The sequence below is a fragment of the Rossellomorea sp. FS2 genome (assembly GCF_047915635.1).
Classification (GTDB): domain Bacteria; phylum Bacillota; class Bacilli; order Bacillales; family Bacillaceae_B; genus Rossellomorea; species Rossellomorea marisflavi_A.
Map to the genome: position 1 here is coordinate 1,424,041 of NZ_JBLRVS010000001.1, position 18,625 is coordinate 1,442,665.

Below are 18,625 nucleotides of genomic sequence, written 5' to 3' on the forward strand. Positions count from 1 at the left end.
GGAGGTTTAATTCGTCGTCCGTTCCTTTGTTTTGTAAATGGAGGCAGGACGCGCTACAATCAAATGAATGAGTAAAAAAGAAGAGGATGTTTTGCATGTCATTCGATGGACTATTTACAAAAGCCATGACTGAAGAGCTGAAAGAAGCCCTCCTTCACGGCAGAATCAATAAAATACATCAGCCTTATAAAAATGAAATCATCATGGTCATCCGGGCCAACGGGAAGAATCATAAACTTCTCCTATCCGCCCACCCAAGCTATGCCAGGGTACAGCTGACAGGAGAGGAATACGAAAATCCCCCCGTACCACCGATGTTCTGCATGCTCCTCCGGAAGCATCTTGAAGGCTATATGATCGAAGACATCCACCAGATCGGCCTCGATCGGATGATCATCCTGGAGGTAAAGGGACGGAATGACATCGGGGATGTCTCCTACAAACAACTGATCATCGAAGTGATGGGAAGGCACAGTAACATCATCCTGGTCGACAAGGGGCGCAATATGATCCTTGACAGCATCAAGCACTTGTCACCGAGCATGAATTCCCACAGGACCGTGCTCCCCGGGAATGAATACATCTTCCCACCAAGCCAGGATAAGCTAAACCCCCTGGATGCTGCAGGGGAAGATGTCCTGCGGTCCCTCGATTTCAATTCCGGTAAATTGGACAAGCAGATCGTGGGATCCTTCTCAGGTGTATCACCACTCGCCGCCAAGGAAATCGTCCACCGCGCCGGCCTGGGGACACAGGCTGCCATTGCCGATTCATTCCTGCACTTCATGGCGGACCTTCGGGAACACCGGACGTCCCCTACCCTGATTTCGGGAGACAAGGAAACATTCTACTGGTGCCCGCTGGACCACGTCGAAGGAGAGCGTCATTCCTTCACCACCCTTAGTGGACTTCTCGATCGCTTCTTCTATCAAAAAGCATCAAGGGACCGGGTGAAGCAACAGGGCAATGACCTTGAGCGTTTCATCCGGAACGAGCGCGATAAAAACGAGAATAAGATCGTCAAGCTCGAGCGTACCCTTCAAGAGGCGAAGGATGCCGATCGTTACCAGCTCCTCGGAGAACTGCTCACCTCCAATCTCTACGCGGTACAGAGAGGGATGGAAGAAGTATCCGTGGTGAACTATTACGACGAAGAAGGCGGATCGGTGACGATCCCTCTGAATCCTCAAAAATCACCCTCTGAAAATGCCCAGGGCTATTTCTCCCGCTATCAAAAAGCGAAGCACGCTGTTCAGGTGGTACAGGAACAGATCGAAAAAGCAACCGATGAGCTCGCTTACTTCGAGCAGCTCCTTCAGCAGCTCGAATCCGCCTCCACAAAGGACATTGAAGGAATCCGGGAAGAGCTGGAGGAAGAGGGATACCTGCGCGTCCGGAAGAACCAGAAAAAGAAAAAGGCAAATGAAAAGCTGGTGCTCGAATCCTATACAGCGACCGACGGTACGAAAATCCTCGTCGGGAAGAATAATAAACAGAATGATTATCTGACCAATAAAGTGGCGGCGAAGAGTGATATCTGGCTCCATACGAAGGATATACCTGGTTCTCATGTCGTCATCCGGGGTGCTTCCCCTTCAGATGAAACCATCCTTGAGGCAGCCAATCTTGCTGCTTACTTCAGCAAAGCAAGGGAGTCGGGATCGGTCCCAGTCGATTACACGGAAGTACGACAGGTTAAGAAACCCCGCGGCGCCAAACCGGGATTCGTTATCTATGAAAATCAGCAGACCGTCTATGTCACACCTGATCTTGACCAGGTCAGGGCCATGAAAGATCGTTGAATCACACACCTAAAAAACGCCGAAATCATTTTGATTTCGGCGTTTTTTCATGTGTTTATATCAATTCACCTGCTTCTTCCAACCCTCGGGATCCCGGCTCCATTCTTTCAATTCAACGAGATCAGCACCCGAGATGAGTCCCTCTTCCTCAGCTGCTTCCAGAAGACTTGAATAGTTGGAGAGGGAAAAGGCCTCGATCCCGTGTTCACGGAGGGCATCCGCCCCTTTTTGAAGCTCGTATGTAAAGATGGCGGCAACCCCCAAAACTTCACACTCCGACTCTCTCAGGGCCTCGACCGCCGTGATGCAGCTGCCACCTGTTGAGATGAGATCTTCTATGACTACCACTTTTTGCCCGGGAAGGATCTTTCCTTCGATCTGGTTCCCTTTTCCGTGTCCCTTTGCCTTGGACCTGACATAGCACATAGGGAGATCCATGCGCTCTGATACCCACGCCGCATGAGGGATCCCCGCGGTTGCCGTTCCTGCGATGACATCGACTTCTGGGAAATGTTCGCGGATCATGGAGACAAGCCCATCTGCAATCTGCTTTCTCACGGCAGGATAGGATAAAGTCAATCGGTTATCGCAATAGATTGGTGATTTGATCCCGGAAGACCATGTGAAGGGCTCACCAGGGTTCAAGAATACCGCCTTGATGTTCAAAAGTTCCTTAGCAATTTGTTTTTTCATAGATGCTTCCCTCCCAATCTTGACAAATCATTCGGTATGCGGCAACAGGATCGGCTGCCTTCGTGATGCTTCTGCCCACGACAATATGTGTTGACCCCAACTCCCTTGCATTTCCAGGGGACGTAATGCGCTGTTGATCATCCGCGCCATCCGATTTCATCCTGATGCCCGGTGTGACGCGAAGGAATTCTTCTCCACAATACTCCCTGATCAGACCTGCCTCATGAGGGGAACATACCACCCCTTGAAGTCCGGCGCCTTGAGCCAGGCGGGCATAGTGGATGACGGATTCCGTCAGTGGATTCGGGATGAGCTGTTCGGACTGCATCTGGTGTTCAGATGTCGAGGTGAGCTGGGTGACAGCGATGAGCTTCGTCTTGCCGCCCTGAGATTGGATGGCCTCCATCGCCCTCTCCATCATCTCCTTGCCCCCGGCAGCATGGACGTTGATGAATTCTAGATCCCACTGTCCAAGGCCTTTCATGGCACCGAATACCGTATTCGGAATATCATGTAGCTTCAGGTCGAGGAAGATCCTGTGATCCTTTTTCAAGAGGGACTCAATAATGCGAGGCCCATTTTGAAGGTAGAGCTCCATTCCCACTTTGACGTTCAGTCTCTCGTCGAATTGCGATAAAAATGCTTCTGTCACTTCCCATGTTGGGAAATCAAGGGCGATAAACGGCTTGTTCATGTTTCCCCCAGCTCCTTCCGGTCAATTGAGAAATATGGTCCACGTTCATTTCGGCAAGCAGTGCTGGCAGTTCGTGAATGATTTTCTTACAGATGAAAGGATCTACGAAATTGGCTGTGCCTACTGCAACAGCACTGGCACCGGCGTAGAAATATTCAATCACATCTTCTGCAGACTCCACTCCCCCCATCCCGATGATCGGCAGGTCCACTGCCTGACTCACCTCATGGATCATCCGGATGGCAACCGGTTTGATGGCCGGACCCGAAAGCCCCCCCGTCTTATTGGCAAGGATCGGTCTCCCCGTCTTGAGATCAAGCCTCATGCCGAGTAGGGTATTGATCATCGTCAATCCGTCGGCACCACCCCGTTCAACGGCTTTGGCCATCTCCACGATATTGGAGACATTCGGTGAAAGTTTGACGTATAGGGGAACCTCTGACACGGCTTTAACCTTTCTTGTCAACTCCATGGCAACCTCGGGGATTGTCCCGAAGGCGATTCCGCCGGTTTTCACATTCGGACAGGAGATGTTGAGTTCAAGGGCATGTACATTTGATGCTTTGGAGATTTCACGGGCCACATGAACATAGTCTTCCATCTGCGAACCCGCCACATTGGCGATGATGGGCACGTCGAACCTGGAAAGCCACGGCAGCTCCTTTTGCATGACCGCATCCAAACCGGGATTCTGGAGACCGATGGCATTCAGCATCCCGGCATTGGTTTCTGCGACACGCGGCGTGGGATTGCCGAAACGGGGCTCTTCCGTCGTCGCTTTGATCATGATGGCCCCCAGTTCGCTCAGGTCGTAGAATTGGCTGTATTCCCTGCCGAATCCAAAACATCCCGACGCCGGCATGATCGGATTCTTCAAACTCAAGCCGGGCAACTCAATCTGTAATTGTTTCATAACGCCACCACCCCTACAGGAAATACAGGACCGTCGCTGCATACTTTCACATAATCCGTCCCTTCAGGATCATCTGCCAGATGACACACACACGCGAAGCAAGCGCCGATCCCGCACCCCATGCGTTCTTCCAGTGACAGGAATCCACTTCCTGAAAGCCTGCTCTGCAGTGCCTTCAGCATCGGATTCGGTCCGCAGGAAAAAAATTGATCATACGGAATTGATTCTTCTTCAATCACATCTGTTACAAACCCTTTTCTTCCTAGGGAACCATCCACGGTGGCGATATGCGTCGGTCCTAGTTCCATGAACTTGTCTTCATAATAACTGACGGCTTCTTCCTGAAAACCAAGCACATGCGTCACCTTCCACCCGTTGTTGCGAAGGGCTTTTGATAGTCCATATAATGGCGGGACGCCGATTCCGCCTCCGATAAGCAGGGCCGTCCTGCCCTCACCCTGTTGAACGTCGAATCCGTTCCCAAGGGGACCGAGGACATCGACCCTTCCTCCCGCCCCGACAAGGGCCAATTGCTTGGTCCCTTTGCCTTCGGCGCGGTAGATCAGGCTCATCTTCTTTTCATTCCGATCATGTTCAGCAATCGAAATCGGTCTTCTTAGAAGGGGATCGATGCCGGCACCTACCTTGACATGGACAAATTGACCCGGTGCCGTAATCTCCTTTACTAATTCACCTTCAAGGACAAGCTCATAGATGTTCCTGGCAAGGAGGCGGTGACTCACCACCTTCATCGATTCATTGACGATCATGAATGGACCGCCTTTCTTGATGGTTTCGCAGCTATCGCCTCCGCAGAGAATGTCATAGATTCGTAGACTCTCAGTATAGCTTGGGCTGTATCCAGGGAGGTCAGGCACGGGATGCCGTTCTCCACCGACTCCCTTCGGATCCGGAAGCCGTCACGTGCCGGCTGCTTTCCTTTGGTCAGCGTATTGATGACGAGCTGCGTTTCCCCGCTTTGGATGATGTCGAGAAGAGTCGGTCCGGTGGAACCGATCTTATCCACTTCACGGACCTGGATGCCTTGAGAGGCAAGGTACGATGCCGTTCCTTTCGTGGCAAGGATCTGGTACCCGATGCTTACGAACCTTCTTGCAAGGCTTGCCGCTTCTTCCTTGTCCTTGTCTGCTACTGTCATGAGAACCGAACCGTGGTCTTTCATCTGCATGCCGGCTGCCACCATGCCTTTGTGCAGTGCTTTCTCCAGGGTCTGATCTTTCCCCATGACTTCACCGGTGGATTTCATTTCAGGTCCAAGCGTGATGTCCACCCTTCTCAATTTGGCGAAAGAGAATACCGGCACTTTGACATACACGCCTTCCGCTTCTTCCACGAGCCCCGGCTCATATCCCAGTTCACGCAGGGAGATGCCGAGGATCGCCTTGGTGGCAACGTTCGCCATCGGCACGTTGGTGATCTTTGAAATGAACGGAACCGTCCGGCTTGAGCGTGGATTCACTTCCAGTACGTAGACTTCGCCTTTTGAAATGACATATTGGATGTTCAAAAGGCCGACGATATTCAATCCTTTGGCGAGCCTTGTTGTATAATCTACAATCGTGCTTTTTTGCTCTTCAGTCAGCTGCTGTGGCGGGTAGACGGCGATGGAATCCCCGGAGTGGACCCCTGCCCGCTCGATATGCTCCATGATCCCAGGGATGATTACATCTTCCCCGTCACAGACGGCATCCACTTCGATTTCCTTTCCGATCAAGTAGCGGTCGATAAGGACGGGATGCTGCGGGTTCACTTTCACGGCATTTTCCATGTAGTGGAGGAGCTCCTCTTCTCGATACACGATTTCCATGGCTCTTCCGCCAAGAACATACGATGGTCTGACGAGCACGGGATAACCGATCGATTCGGCAATGGCGATAGCCCCTTCCACCGATACGGCTGTCTTGCCCTCAGGCTGTGGAATACCGAGTTCCTGCAGGGTGTGCTCGAACTTATCCCTGTTTTCCGCCCGATCCAGGTCTTCCAGTGACGTGCCGAGGATGCGCACACCGCGATTCACAAGTTCATCTGCCAGATTGATGGCGGTTTGGCCCCCGAACTGTACGACGACCCCTTTCGGCTTTTCATGGTCGATGATGTGCATCACATCTTCCACCGTCAACGGTTCGAAGTATAATTTATCCGAAATGGAGAAGTCAGTGGAAACCGTTTCGGGATTGTTATTGACGATGATCGCTTCGTAACCCGCTTCCTTGATGGCCCAGACGGAGTGGACGGTGGCATAGTCGAATTCGACCCCCTGACCGATCCGAATCGGTCCGGAACCAAGGACGATGATGCTCTCGCGCTCTGTTACTTCCGATTCATTTTCATCCTCATATGTTCCGTAGAAGTAAGGCGTTTCAGATTCAAATTCCGCAGCACAGGTATCCACCATTTTGTAAACCGGTGTCAGTTCCTCCTGCTTCCTCCACTCATACACTTCCCTCTCCTTCACAGACCAGAGGGAGGCAATGGCGATATCCGAGAAGCCCATGCGTTTTGCTTTGTACGCAATCGCGTGATCGAATGGGTGGTTTCGCAGTTGTTCTTCGAAGCGGATGATCCGGTCCATTTTATTCAGGAAGAATAGGTCGATCTTGCTCCAGTCATGAATCGTCTCGATCGTGATGCCTCGTCGGAGCGCTTCACCGATGAAGAACAGTCTCTCATCCCCTGCTTTGCGGATCCGTTTCTCGATCCATTCCGGTTCCTTGGCGTTCAATTCATCCAATCCGAGATGGTACGTATTGCTCTCAAGGGACCTGATCGCTTTCAGCAGCGACTCCTCCAAGGTCCTTCCGATGGCCATCACTTCCCCCGTAGCCTTCATCTGGGTGCCCAGATTCCGTTTGGCCGATTCGAACTTATCGAAAGGCCATCTCGGGATCTTCGTGACCACATAATCAAGGGCCGGTTCGAATGCCGCGTAGGTCTTCCCTGTCACGGGATTCATCATTTCATCCAGGGTCAAGCCCACAGCGATCTTCGCGGCAAGCTTCGCGATCGGATAGCCCGTCGCCTTCGAAGCAAGAGCCGAGGACCTGCTTACACGCGGGTTGACCTCGATGATGTAATACTGGAAGCTGTCCGGATCGAGCGCCAGCTGCACATTGCAGCCCCCTTCGATCCCCAGGGCACGGATGATCTTCAGGCTGGTATTCCTGAGCATCTGATATTCCCTGTCGCTAAGCGTCTGGCTCGGGGCCACGACGATGGAATCCCCTGTATGGATCCCAACCGGATCGATGTTTTCCATATTACAAACCACGATGGCATTGTCTGACGCATCCCGCATCACTTCATATTCGACCTCCTTGAAGCCGGCGATGCTTTTTTCCAGAAGGCACTGGGTGACGGGGCTGTATTTCAACCCGGAGCTGACGATTTCATTCAGTTCTTCTTCGTTGTGGCAGATCCCGCCTCCTGTTCCACCAAGGGTGTATGCAGGGCGTACGATGACCGGGAAGCCTACCTCCTCGACGAATGTGTATGCCTCTGACACCGTATGGATGATTTCGCTTTGAGGTACCGGTTCCGAAAGCTCATTCATCAGTTTACGGAACAGATCACGATCTTCTGCCTGTTCGATGGCCGAAAGCTTCGTACCGAGAATCTCCACTCCGCACTCTTCCAGTACGCCTGATTGATGGAGTTCGACGGCAAGATTGAGACCCGTTTGCCCTCCGAGGGTCGGAAGGAGGGCATCCGGCCGCTCTTTACGGATGATGCGGGATACGAATTCAAGGGTCAGGGGTTCGATGTATACCTTATCGGCCATTTCGGCATCGGTCATGATGGTGGCTGGATTCGAGTTCACCAGGATGACCCTGTATCCTTCCTCTTTCAGGGCGATGCAGGCCTGTGTCCCCGCATAGTCGAATTCTGCTGCCTGGCCGATGATGATCGGGCCACTCCCGATTACAAGGATGCTTTTAATGTCTGTACGTTTAGGCATGTTGAATCTCCTTCCTTTTCTCTTCATTCATGAGTGTCAAGAAATCATCGAACAAGTAATTGGAATCTTCAGGTCCCGGAGATGCCTCAGGGTGGTATTGAACCGTGAAGGCAGGATATTCCTTATGCTTCAACCCTTCGATCGTCCCGTCATTGATGGCGATATGGGTAACCTCGAGATCGGTATCGTCAAGGGAAGCTTCATCCACCGCATACCCGTGGTTCTGGGAAGTCAGGGCCACCTTCTTCGTCAACACATCCTGAACAGGATGATTTCCGCCCCTGTGTCCGAACTTCATCTTGAATGAATCGGCCCCACAGGCGAGGGCGAATAGCTGGTGACCGAGGCAGATCCCGAACAGTGGGATCTCACCGAGGAGGTCTTTGATCGTCTGGATGGCTTCCGGTACGTCCTTCGGGTCTCCCGGTCCATTCGACAGCATGATGCCATCGGGCTGGAGTCTCCGGATCTCTTCTGAAGAGGTATCATGAGGGACGACGATGACATCGCAATTCCGTTTGTTAAGCTCCCGAAGGATTCCGTGCTTCATTCCAAAGTCCATCAAGACGACCCTGAATCCCCTACCAGGACTGGCATACGCGGTCTTCGTGGAAACCTGCGCAACTTGATCGGTCCTAAGGGCGGATGCGTTCAACCTGTCAATCATTAGGGCCGGATCTTCTTCCGCACTGCAGAGGATGCCTTTCATCGATCCTGATTTCCTTATGAGACGGGTCAGCTTTCTTGTATCGACACCGGCGATACCAGGGATCCCCTTGACCCTGAGCAGCTCATCAAGTGTGGACTCATTGCGCCAGTTGGAGGCAAAGTCTGCCGATTCCCGTACAATGAATGCCTTGACTGCAGGAGAGATCGATTCGAAATCGTCACGATTCACCCCGTAGTTTCCGATCAGTGGATAGGTCATGGTGACGAACTGGCCGCAGTAAGAGGGATCGGACAAGATTTCCTGGTACCCTGTCATGCTTGTGTTGAATACGACTTCCCCTATGACCTCGCTGTCTGCACCGAATCCTTCACCGATAAAAATCGTTCCGTCTTCCAGAATGAGCTGTCTATTCATTATGCTTCTCCTCCATTCCAAACTTGTTGACCTTGATAAAATGTCGCTTGCGGATATCCTGTGCATTCCCACCCTGAGAATGGTGTATTTTTGCCTTTAGACAGGAAGGATTCAGGTTGAATGGTTTCCTTCTTTTCCAGATCGATCAGCGTGAAGTCCGCATCGCTTCCAGCGTTGAGGGTGCCAAACGGTAGATTGAACGCTTCTGAAGGTTTGACTGTCATCCAATCGATGAGCTGCTTCAGCGTGATGATCCCTTTTTGGACAAAATGCGTATGGAGTAAAGGAAAGGCCGTTTCAAGACCGACAATCCCGAATGGCGACAATTCCATGCCCTCTCCCTTTTCTTCTTTTGTATGCGGTGCGTGATCGGTGGCGATAAAGTCGATGGTGCCATCCAGAAGCCCTTCGATGAGGGCGTCCCTGTCCTCTTTCCCGCGGAGAGGTGGATTCATCTTAAAGTTTGGATCCAGTCCGGGGATGTCGTCTTCACATAGCAGGAGATGATGGGGGGTCACTTCTGCAGTCACCTTGATGCCCGCCCGCTTTGCATCCCTCACCACCCTGACTGATTCTTTTGTTGAGATGTGGCAGACATGGTAATGGGCACCCGCTGCTTCCGCCAGGAGCACATCCCGTGCGATATGAACGGCTTCACATACAGACGGGATCCCATTCAGTCCGTTCGAGGCTGAAAATCGCCCTTCATGGACGGACCCTTTATTGATCAAGGTGTTCTCTTCGCAATGGGCCACGATGGAAGCGCCGATAGCTGCCGCCTTTTTCATGGCTTCGAGCATCATGGCGGCGGACTGTACTCCGACACCGTCATCAGTAAAAGCGAAAGCCCCATGTTGCTTCATTGCCTCTAGGTCATTCAATTCCTTCCCAGCCTGTCTCTCTGTAATGGCTCCGTAAGGCAGGACCCTGACCGAGGCCATTTCATGTATTCGATTATGTAACCAATCAAGTGTTTCGATATCATCCGGTACTGGACGTGTGTTCGGCATCGCCGCGATCGTCGTATAACCTCCTTTTGCAGCGGCTTTCGTTCCGGTTTCAATGGTTTCTTTATGTTCTCCTCCAGGCTCGCGGAGATGAACGTGGAGGTCGACGAAACCTGGTGACAATAACATGCCCCGTGCATCATATTCCATCTCACCCGTGTTGGAGAGTCCCGTTCCTATTTCTGCAATCTTGTTTCCGTTTGTCTTTACCTCTACCGGTTCCAGTTCCCCTTTTGCATTCAGAATGTTAGCATGTTTGATCAACCAGTTCATGTTGACGTCCTCCTTGTAATTGGAATGCTCTTTTTAGTACCGCCATTCTGACGAATACACCATTTTCCATTTGTTTGAAGATCCTGGACCGCCCGCATTCCACAAGGGAATCTGCGATCTCGACCCCGCGGTTGACCGGTGCCGGGTGCATGATGATGCTTCCGGGAACCATCTTTTTCTCCCTTTCCAGGGTAAGGCCGTACGCCTGGTGATAATCCGCCTTGGACGCAATCGGCGTTCCATGATGCCTTTCATGCTGGATGCGAAGGAGCATCACGACGTCGGAGGATCTCATCGCTTCGTCGATCCCTACATATCGGTCACCGTAGCGCTCAGGGAACCATTCCTCAGGACCGGAGAACCTGACCTCAGCCCCGAGTGCGGTGAGGGCTTCTGCATTGGATCTTGCCACACGGCTGTGGGCGATATCGCCGATGATTGCGACCCGGAGACCGCGGAATCCCCCGAATTCCTGACGGATCGTCATCAGGTCGAGGAGGCATTGAGTGGGATGATTTCCGCAACCGTCCCCCCCATTGATGATCCTGACGTCGAGGTCCTTGAGCTCATCGAAGTACCGGTCCCTGCTGTGCCGGATGACGACGGCCCCCACACCGATCGATTCCATTGTTTTCACTGTATCGTAGAGGGTTTCCCCCTTTTGGATGCTTGAGGCGTGGGACTCAAACGGAATCACTTCCAGACCGAGCCGCCTTTCCGCCATTTCAAAACTGCATTTCGTCCGTGTACTGGCTTCGAAGAATAGGTTGGCCACGAAATGGTCCGATCCATCTTCCCACCGCTCTCCTGCTTTGAAGTGTTCTGCCTGATCCAGGACTGAGAGGATCTCTCCTTCTGATAAATCCTTCATGGTTAATAAATGCCCCATCGTACACGCCGCCCTTCTGTCTTATTTGTATAAAAAAACACCCTGTGCCTTATGCTCAGGGTGTTTTTCAGCCGTAAAGAACAGACTCGTCCCTTTACAGCATCACCCTTATGGACTCTCTGGACCATTGTTAAAAGGTGTTCTATGCTACTTCGTCATTTGCTTGTTTTTGTTCTTCGAATAGATTTCCTGATGTTTCTTCCCGTCCCGGAAGGACAAGATTCAGTACGACACCGATGATCGCTGCGAGGGCCATGCCAGACAGTGACACGTTTTCTCCCAGTTCCACATAGGCGCCTCCGACACCGATGACAAGGATGACAGATGAGATGATAAGGTTGCGGTTCTTCCCAAGGTCCACCTTGTAGTCAATGAGCATCCTGAGACCGCTCGATGCGATGATTCCGAAGAGAAGGATGGATACCCCTCCCATGACTGCCGTCGGGATCGAACTGATGAGGGCCGTGATTTTCCCGATGAATCCGAACACGACTGCCAGTACGGCTGTCCCTCCGATTACATAGACGCTGTATACCTTCGTGATGGCGAGGACACCGATGTTTTCACCGTATGTGGTAACTGGCGGACCTCCGATGATGGAAGCGATGACTGTCGCCGCCCCGTCGCCGAGGATGGATTTATGCAAGCCCGGTTTTTCGATGAAGTTCCTTCCGACAACTTTGCTTAGGACCATCTGGTGACCGGTGTGCTCTGCCATCGTCACGACGGCGACAGGTACCATGATCGACATGATGGACCAGGAGAAGGAAGGTGTGTAGTCGACGAATGGAATGAAGAAGTCGGGCATTTTGAATAGTGGCGCGTCAAGAACCGGTTGAAAATCGACGAGCCCGGCGAATATGGCAATGATATAGCCGCCTGTTATACCAGCAAGGATCGGGACCATCCCGAGGAAGCCCTTGAAGTAGACCGAGCAGATGATCGTGATGAGCAAGGTGGCGAGCGCCACAAGGATATGCTTGCTGCTATAGACGAGGGTATCTGCATAAGGATCGGCATACATGGCCATGTTGACGGCCGTTCCTGCAAGACCCAGTCCGATGACCATGATCACCGGTCCAACCACAACCGGCGGAAGGATCGTGGACAGCCATTTCACTCCGAGCTTCGAGATCAGGAGGGCGACAAGGCCGTACACGATTCCGGCCATGAAGCTCCCCATCATGGCTGCACCGGGGCCTCCGAATTGCTTGGCGGCAATGATCGGGGCGATAAATGCAAAGGATGATCCAAGGTAGGCCGGGATCTGACCCCTCGTGATGATGATGTATGCAAGCGTCCCAAGGCCGCTCGACACGAGGGCAACCCCCGGGCTCAGATCGACGAGAAACGGTACGAGGACCGTGGCGCCGAACATGGCGAACAGATGCTGAAGGCTCAGGGTGAGCCATTTTCTTGCTGGTGGGACTTCATGTACATCAAGTACGATATCTTGTTTGTTGGTCATAGTATTTCCTCCTTGTTTCACCTATTAAAAAAGCCCTCTTATCCAAGAGGGCACAAAGAGGGCAGGAGACGGCCTTACGCCTTCCCCACCATCCTTTGTCAGCCTCACTGGACCACTCTTAAAAGGATACTTATTCGTTTTCGTAGATGGATACTTCATCCCGGTCATCGACCTCGGAGAGAGCAACCATGATTTTCTCAGAGCTTGAAGTCGGGATATTCTTCCCGACATAGTCGGCACGGATCGGAAGCTCCCGGTGGCCTCGGTCAACGAGAACGGCCAGCTGGATCTGACCCGGTCTTCCGACATCCATGAGGGCGTCGAGACCCGCTCTGACCGTTCTTCCGGTAAACAGGACATCATCGATCAGGATGACTTTTTTATTGGCGATATCCACCGGAAGATCCGAACCCTTCACCTCAGGTTCATGGTCGGTTGTCTTAACAGACAGATCGTCGCGGTAAAGTGTTATATCAATCTCTCCGACAGGAACCTTCTGTCCTTCGATATCATGGATCCGTTCAGCGAGCCTGCGGGCGATATGGATGCCCCTTGTCTTGATGCCGACAAGGACGATCTCTTCGATCCCTTTATTGCGCTCGATGATCTCATGAGCGATCCTGGTCAGGGCCCTGCGGATGGCAGGCTGGTCGAGAACCGTTGCTTTTTTTGTCATGGGTGGTACCTCCTTCATTGCCATAAAAAAATCCCCTCACCCATGGATGAGAGGATACACTTATCGTATATAAATCTTTGCACACCTAAATTGGTATACAAACTCCTTCTCAGTCTCACGGGACTGTATTAAAGGTCGTATTCAATTACATTCATCTTACAGGTTCCCTGCCCATTTGTCAACGACTATTTTCAAGGCGTGCAATGAGCTTGGTGAATTCTTCCGGAAGATCTGCGTGGAATTCCATGTATTCGCCTGTACGCGGATGCACGAATCCAAGTGTTCCAGCATGAAGGGCCTGTCCGTTGAGTGGCAGCGTCTTCCTCGGACCGTATTTCGGGTCTCCAGCAAGAGGATATCCGATGTATTTCATATGAACACGGATTTGATGGGTCCGGCCAGTCTCAAGTTCACATTCCACGAGGGTGAAATCTTCGTACCGATCGAGCACCCTGAAATGCGTGACGGCTTTTTTGCCATTGTCCACGACGGTCATGCTCTGACGATCTTTAGGATCCCTTCCGATCGGCGCATCGATCGTACCGTACTCATGTGGGATGTTCCCATGAACGATGGCGGTATATTTACGTGTGACGGTCTTCTCCACAAGCTGATTGACAAGATGCTCGTGGGCCTTGTCGTTTTTTGCAACCATCAATAAACCGGACGTATCTTTGTCAATCCGGTGTACAATACCGGGGCGCATGACACCGTTGATGCCGGAAAGATCTTTGCAGTGGTGCATCAGACCGTTCACCATGGTCCCTGAAGAATGTCCGGGTGCCGGATGGACGACCATGCCTTTCGGTTTGTTGACGACGATGACATCCTGATCTTCGTATGCGATATCGAGATTCAGATCCTCTGCCTCGACATCCAGCTCTTCTGGGTCAGGGATCGCGATTTCGATCGAAGCATCGAGAGGGCATTTGAAGTTGGCTTTCACCACTTCCCCGTTCACCTTCACATGCCCTTCCTTGATCCATAATTGCACAAGGGACCGGGACCAGTCTTTATTCAGGGAGCTGACAACCTTGTCGATACGCTCTCCTTGGTTATTTTGATCAATGCTGTGTTGAATGACTTCCATGTTTGTTCTCCTTCTTTGCTTTTCTTTCATCCATGAACATATGCAGGAGCAATAAAATTACACCTATCGTGAGCGATGCATCGGCAATATTGAATATCGGGAAATCGTAAGTGAAAATATATGTATTAAGGAAATCCACCACTTCCTGCCTCGTCACCCGGTCGATGAAGTTCCCGATGGCGCCGCCGAGCATGAATGCAAGACTTGTGCTGAAGAGTGAATGGCCTTTCGCATGCTTTTGCATGTAATACACGATCCCGACGATCACGGCAATGGTGATGACGTAGAAGAACCACATCTGACCTGGCAGGATCCCCCACGCCGCGCCCGGATTTCTGTGCGAAGTGATATAAAATACATCAGGGATGACCGTGATGCTTTCACCTTGCGTCATATTTCGTACAACCAGCCATTTGGTAAACTGATCGATCCCGATGACCACTAAAGCGAGAAGATAATAATACACAAAGGCAACCTCCGTATCCATTAGAGATGATTACCTTTGAATTTTAGCATAAACCCGGTGATAAAGACACTTAATCCCTTGTTTTTTGAAAAACAAGGGATCTTATAAATGAAGATGCACTTTCCCGTATTTCCGCCAATCGTTCATTTCTTGAAGTGTTGATGATGTCGGACTCATTTTCATCAGTTCGAATGGGATCAATTCTCCGCTCATTTCACATGTCGCAAATGAATTCATGTCGGCCCGGCCAAGTGCATACCGTACATCCCTGATCTCTTCTTCAATCATTTTCCTTACAATCGGATGGCTCGTTACAGCCGACTCCAATTCCTTCAATGATGATTCCAGTTCTTCAATGATTGCCGGGTATCGGTCATCTGTCATCTTCATCCCTCCATTCATAGTATGGAGGAAAACATGCTGTTGCCATCTTGCAAGATCTAGCAATTATGGAATGTCAACTGAACATCCGCCTACGCATCAAGGAACCGCTGACGCCTTATGACTAATCAGGAAATATCTTATAGATCCATCCAACAAGAACCGGAATAACAAAGAAGACCGCCTCTTTATGAGGCGGTCCATTTCAATCATGCTAAGTGTGAATAGTTTTCTTTGACCACGGCTGCACAACGCGGGCAGAGGGTCGGATGGTCCTGGTCTTCCCCGACGCGAGGTGACACAGTCCAGCAGCGCTCGCATGTTTCGCCTTCTGCTTTTTCTACCACGATGCTATTCGCACCGAGTGATAGGGCTTCTGCAGGGGCTTCTGACGCGCGTCCGCCGATTTCAAAAGCAGAAACGATGAACAGCTGCTTCAGGTCCTCCTTGATGCTTGAAAGGAGGGCTTCCGTCTTTTCATCCACATAGAGCGTGACTTTAGCGGTGAGGGACTTCCCGATCACTTTTTCATTCCTTGCTTCTTCCAACGCTTTAAGGACATCATCGCGGACGTCAAGGAATGCATTCCATTTCTGCTTCAGCTCTTCCGCACCGTCGAATGATTGCACTTCCGGCATATCAGTCAGTTGTACGCTCTCCCCATCGACACCCGGGATGTGAACCCATACTTCGTCAGCCGTGTGAGCAAGGATCGGTGACATGAGCTTTGTCAACGATACGAGGCACTCGTACAGGACGGTTTGAATGGCTCTTCGATCATGTTGATCTGCAGATTCGATGTAGAGAATATCTTTGGCAAAATCGAGATAGAAAGAACTCAAGTCGAGCGTACAGAAATTATTCACCGCATGATAAATGCCGGCAAACTCGTACTTATCGTAAGAATTTTTAACGTTTTTCACAAGGTCATTCAGCTTCACGAGCATGAAACGGTCGACTTCCCGGAGATCGCTGTAAGAAACGGCATGGACACCCGGATCGAAGTCCGACAGGTTGCCTAGAAGGAAGCGGAAGGTGTTGCGGATCTTCCGGTACACTTCAGCCACTTGCTTCAGGATCGGATCGGAAACCCGCACATCCGCCTGATAGTCGACGGATGCAACCCAAAGGCGAAGGATATCTGCACCGAGCTGCTTCATGACTTTTTCAGGTACCACGACATTGCCGAGGGATTTACTCATTTTACGTCCATTGCCATCAAGGGCGAACCCGTGGCTTAAAACGCCTTTATAAGGCGCTTTTCCTGTGACGGCTACGCCGGTTGTCAATGAAGAGTTGAACCAGCCACGGTATTGATCGGATCCTTCGAGATAGAGGTCCGCCGGTCGCTGAAGGCCATCACGCTCTTCAAGGACTGCCTGGTGTGAAGATCCTGAATCGAACCAAACATCCATGATGTCCGTTTCTTTCGTGAAGTGGCCGTTCGGGCTTCCTTCATAGGTGAATCCTTCCGGAAGGAGGTCTTTTGCTTCGCGCTCGAACCAGATGTTGGACCCATGCTCACGGAATAGGTTTGATACATGTCCGATGGTTTCATCGGTGATGATTTCCTGTCCATTCTCAGCATAGAAGACGGGAATCGGTACTCCCCATGCACGCTGACGGGAAATACACCAGTCGCCGCGATCACGGACCATGTTGTAAAGGCGCGTCTCTCCCCACGCAGGGATCCACTCCGTCTCGTTGACGGCCTGAAGCAGTTCGTCACGGAATTTATCAATGGAAGCAAACCACTGGGCCGTTGCACGGAAGATGACCGGTTTTTTTGTACGCCAGTCGTGTGGGTAGGAGTGCGTAAAGAACGAAATCTTCAGGAGCGCCCCTACCTCTTCCAATTTTTCAGTGATCGGTTTATTCGCTTTATCATAGAAGAGACCTTCAAATCCTGGTGCCTCATCTGTCAGTACGCCCTTGTCGTCTACGGGACAAAGAACATCAAGGTTGTATTTTTTCCCGATGATGAAGTCATCTTCACCATGACCCGGAGCTGTATGGACACAGCCTGTACCGGAGTCTGTCGTCACATGGTCACCGAGGATGACAAGAGAATCACGATCATAGATCGGGTGCTTGGCAACAATGTACTCAAACTCTGATCCCTTGACCGTCTTCTCGACGGAGTGATTTTCCCACTCAAGGACAGATGCGACCTCCTCAAGGAGATCCTCCGCCACGACGAAGCGCTCGCTTCCCACGCTTACGACCGAGTAATTCAGTTTCCCGTTCACCGCGATGGCTAGATTTGCAGGGATCGTCCAAGGAGTCGTCGTCCAAATGATGAACTTATCACCAGTTGCAAGGACATCTTTCCCGTCTGCTACAGGGAATGCCACATAAATCGATGGTGACTTTTTATCCTGATATTCAATCTCGGCTTCTGCAAGGGCAGACTCACTCGAAGGTGACCAATACACAGGTTTTTTCCCTTTATAGATATACCCTTTCTTCGCCATATCACCGAAGACCTTGATCTGCTGGGCTTCGTATTCCGGTTTCAATGTGATATATGGATTCTCCCAGTCGCCGCGAACGCCGAGCTGCTTGAATTGCGCGCGCTGATTGTCCACCTGCTCATACGCATATTCCTCACAAAGCTTCCTGAATTCCGCTACGGTCATTTCCTTGCGCTTGACTCCTTTGTTGGTCAAGGCCTGCTCGATCGGCAGTCCGTGAGTATCCCAACCCGGCACATATGGTGCATGGAACCCGCTCATGGATTTATAGCGGACGATGAAGTCCTTCAGGATCTTGTTCAGGGCATGGCCCATATGGATATTCCCATTTGCATATGGAGGTCCATCATGAAGGATGAACAGCGGCCGGCCTTTTGTCCTTTCTTGCACTTTTTCATAGATCGACATATCGTTCCACTGTTCCTGCATCTTCGGCTCGCGATTAGGCAGGTTCCCCCTCATGGGGAATTCTGTTTTTGGCATTAATAACGTCTCTTTGTATTCCAATTCAATGGTCCTCCTTCTTCAATTGAACCTGTCATCCAAACCATGAAAAAAAAGCTTCCTCATCCCTGAAAAGGGACGAGAAAGCTTTTCCCGCGGTACCACCCTCATAAGGGCATGGTCGCCCTCACTCGAAAATCCGTAACATGGATCAGTCGCTGTCCGCTAGCATTCGTTCACAGACAGGGCTCAAGGGTGATCTTCCGCTTCATTTCCCTACCGGGCTTGCACCGCC

15 protein-coding genes and 1 other annotated feature (1 of these 16 cut by a window edge) are annotated in these 18,625 nt (G+C 51.3%); of the genes, 1 reads left to right on the top strand and 14 read right to left on the bottom strand.

Features of this window, described 5'->3' with window-relative positions:
- The first annotated feature begins 95 nt into the window (after positions 1-95).
- Complete coding sequence (locus ACNA6I_RS07455; RefSeq protein WP_159129606.1) at positions 96-1,802, top strand: Rqc2 family fibronectin-binding protein; 1,707 nt, start codon at positions 96-98, stop codon at positions 1,800-1,802.
- A gap of 60 nt (positions 1,803-1,862) precedes the next feature.
- Here ACNA6I_RS07455 and pyrE read toward each other — a convergent pair whose 3' ends face one another.
- From pyrE to ileS, 14 genes are all read right to left on the bottom strand, one after another.
- Positions 1,863-2,495, bottom strand: coding sequence for an orotate phosphoribosyltransferase (pyrE, locus tag ACNA6I_RS07460; protein ID WP_048004107.1), 633 nt, complete (start codon positions 2,493-2,495; stop codon positions 1,863-1,865).
- Positions 2,476-3,189 carry an orotidine-5'-phosphate decarboxylase gene (gene pyrF, locus ACNA6I_RS07465; protein WP_063191201.1) on the bottom strand — a complete coding sequence of 238 codons (714 nt, stop codon included), beginning with the start codon at positions 3,187-3,189 and terminating at the stop codon, positions 2,476-2,478. Before pyrF ends, pyrE begins: the two co-directional genes overlap by 20 nt.
- A complete protein-coding gene (locus ACNA6I_RS07470) occupies positions 3,164-4,102 on the bottom strand; it encodes a dihydroorotate dehydrogenase (RefSeq protein WP_048004109.1) in 939 nt (312 codons plus the stop codon). Before ACNA6I_RS07470 ends, pyrF begins: the two co-directional genes overlap by 26 nt.
- Positions 4,099-4,872 carry a dihydroorotate dehydrogenase electron transfer subunit gene (locus ACNA6I_RS07475; RefSeq protein ID WP_159129605.1) on the bottom strand — a complete coding sequence of 258 codons (774 nt, stop codon included), beginning with the start codon at positions 4,870-4,872 and terminating at the stop codon, positions 4,099-4,101. The genes ACNA6I_RS07470 and ACNA6I_RS07475 overlap by 4 nt, the downstream gene beginning before the upstream one ends.
- On the bottom strand, positions 4,869-8,078 hold the full coding sequence (carB, locus tag ACNA6I_RS07480; protein ID WP_416313119.1) for a carbamoyl-phosphate synthase large subunit: 3,210 nt from the start codon (positions 8,076-8,078) through the stop codon (positions 4,869-4,871). Before carB ends, ACNA6I_RS07475 begins: the two co-directional genes overlap by 4 nt.
- A complete protein-coding gene (locus tag ACNA6I_RS07485; protein WP_048004112.1) occupies positions 8,071-9,162 on the bottom strand; it encodes a carbamoyl phosphate synthase small subunit in 1,092 nt (363 codons plus the stop codon). Before ACNA6I_RS07485 ends, carB begins: the two co-directional genes overlap by 8 nt.
- Complete coding sequence (locus tag ACNA6I_RS07490) at positions 9,162-10,442, bottom strand: dihydroorotase (RefSeq protein WP_159129603.1); 1,281 nt, start codon at positions 10,440-10,442, stop codon at positions 9,162-9,164. The genes ACNA6I_RS07485 and ACNA6I_RS07490 overlap by 1 nt, the downstream gene beginning before the upstream one ends.
- Positions 10,417-11,331, bottom strand: a complete 915-nt coding sequence (locus ACNA6I_RS07495) for an aspartate carbamoyltransferase catalytic subunit (RefSeq protein ID WP_416313120.1) — start codon at positions 11,329-11,331, stop codon at positions 10,417-10,419. Before ACNA6I_RS07495 ends, ACNA6I_RS07490 begins: the two co-directional genes overlap by 26 nt.
- 142 nt (positions 11,332-11,473) lie before the next feature.
- The gene (locus tag ACNA6I_RS07500) at positions 11,474-12,799 is read right to left on the bottom strand and encodes a solute carrier family 23 protein (RefSeq protein ID WP_048013052.1); all 1,326 of its coding nucleotides are present in this window, start codon (positions 12,797-12,799) and stop codon (positions 11,474-11,476) included.
- A 130-nt stretch (positions 12,800-12,929) separates the two neighbouring features.
- On the bottom strand, positions 12,930-13,475 hold the full coding sequence (gene pyrR, locus ACNA6I_RS07505; protein WP_048004116.1) for a bifunctional pyr operon transcriptional regulator/uracil phosphoribosyltransferase PyrR: 546 nt from the start codon (positions 13,473-13,475) through the stop codon (positions 12,930-12,932).
- Between the two features lie 178 nt (positions 13,476-13,653).
- Positions 13,654-14,565: an RluA family pseudouridine synthase gene (locus tag ACNA6I_RS07510; RefSeq protein WP_048004117.1), complete on the bottom strand. Its 912-nt coding sequence runs from the start codon at positions 14,563-14,565 to the stop codon at positions 13,654-13,656.
- The gene (gene lspA / locus ACNA6I_RS07515; protein WP_048013160.1) at positions 14,540-15,031 is read right to left on the bottom strand and encodes a signal peptidase II; all 492 of its coding nucleotides are present in this window, start codon (positions 15,029-15,031) and stop codon (positions 14,540-14,542) included. Before lspA ends, ACNA6I_RS07510 begins: the two co-directional genes overlap by 26 nt.
- A 102-nt stretch (positions 15,032-15,133) precedes the next feature.
- Positions 15,134-15,415, bottom strand: a complete 282-nt coding sequence (locus ACNA6I_RS07520) for a hypothetical protein (protein WP_048004118.1) — start codon at positions 15,413-15,415, stop codon at positions 15,134-15,136.
- Positions 15,416-15,621: 206 nt separating this feature from the next.
- Entirely contained in the window at positions 15,622-18,393 is a 2,772-nt protein-coding gene (gene ileS, locus ACNA6I_RS07525) for an isoleucine--tRNA ligase (RefSeq protein WP_416313121.1), read from the bottom strand.
- 68 nt (positions 18,394-18,461) lie between these two features.
- Positions 18,462-18,625, bottom strand: a binding site (T-box leader); it runs 57 nt beyond the window's last position.

Excerpts from the sequence above, each read along its gene's own strand:
- pyrF (WP_063191201.1), bottom strand. The coding sequence starts at position 3,189 with ATGAACAAGCCGTTTATCGCCCTTGATTTCCCAACATGGGAAGTGACA.
- ACNA6I_RS07455 (WP_159129606.1), top strand. The coding sequence starts at position 96 with ATGTCATTCGATGGACTATTTACAAAAGCCATGACTGAAGAGCTGAAA.
- ACNA6I_RS07485 (WP_048004112.1), bottom strand. The coding sequence starts at position 9,162 with ATGAATAGACAGCTCATTCTGGAAGACGGAACGATTTTTATCGGTGAA.
- ACNA6I_RS07510 (WP_048004117.1), bottom strand. The coding sequence starts at position 14,565 with ATGGAAGTCATTCAACACAGCATTGATCAAAATAACCAAGGAGAGCGT.
- pyrE (WP_048004107.1), bottom strand. The coding sequence starts at position 2,495 with ATGAAAAAACAAATTGCTAAGGAACTTTTGAACATCAAGGCGGTATTC.
- ACNA6I_RS07490 (WP_159129603.1), bottom strand. The coding sequence starts at position 10,442 with ATGAACTGGTTGATCAAACATGCTAACATTCTGAATGCAAAAGGGGAA.
- carB (WP_416313119.1), bottom strand. The coding sequence starts at position 8,078 with ATGCCTAAACGTACAGACATTAAAAGCATCCTTGTAATCGGGAGTGGC.
- pyrR (WP_048004116.1), bottom strand. The coding sequence starts at position 13,475 with ATGACAAAAAAAGCAACGGTTCTCGACCAGCCTGCCATCCGCAGGGCC.
- ACNA6I_RS07520 (WP_048004118.1), bottom strand. The coding sequence starts at position 15,415 with ATGACAGATGACCGATACCCGGCAATCATTGAAGAACTGGAATCATCA.
- ACNA6I_RS07470 (WP_048004109.1), bottom strand. The coding sequence starts at position 4,102 with ATGAAACAATTACAGATTGAGTTGCCCGGCTTGAGTTTGAAGAATCCG.
- ACNA6I_RS07500 (WP_048013052.1), bottom strand. The coding sequence starts at position 12,799 with ATGACCAACAAACAAGATATCGTACTTGATGTACATGAAGTCCCACCA.
- ACNA6I_RS07495 (WP_416313120.1), bottom strand. The coding sequence starts at position 11,331 with ATGGGGCATTTATTAACCATGAAGGATTTATCAGAAGGAGAGATCCTC.
- ACNA6I_RS07475 (WP_159129605.1), bottom strand. The coding sequence starts at position 4,872 with ATGATCGTCAATGAATCGATGAAGGTGGTGAGTCACCGCCTCCTTGCC.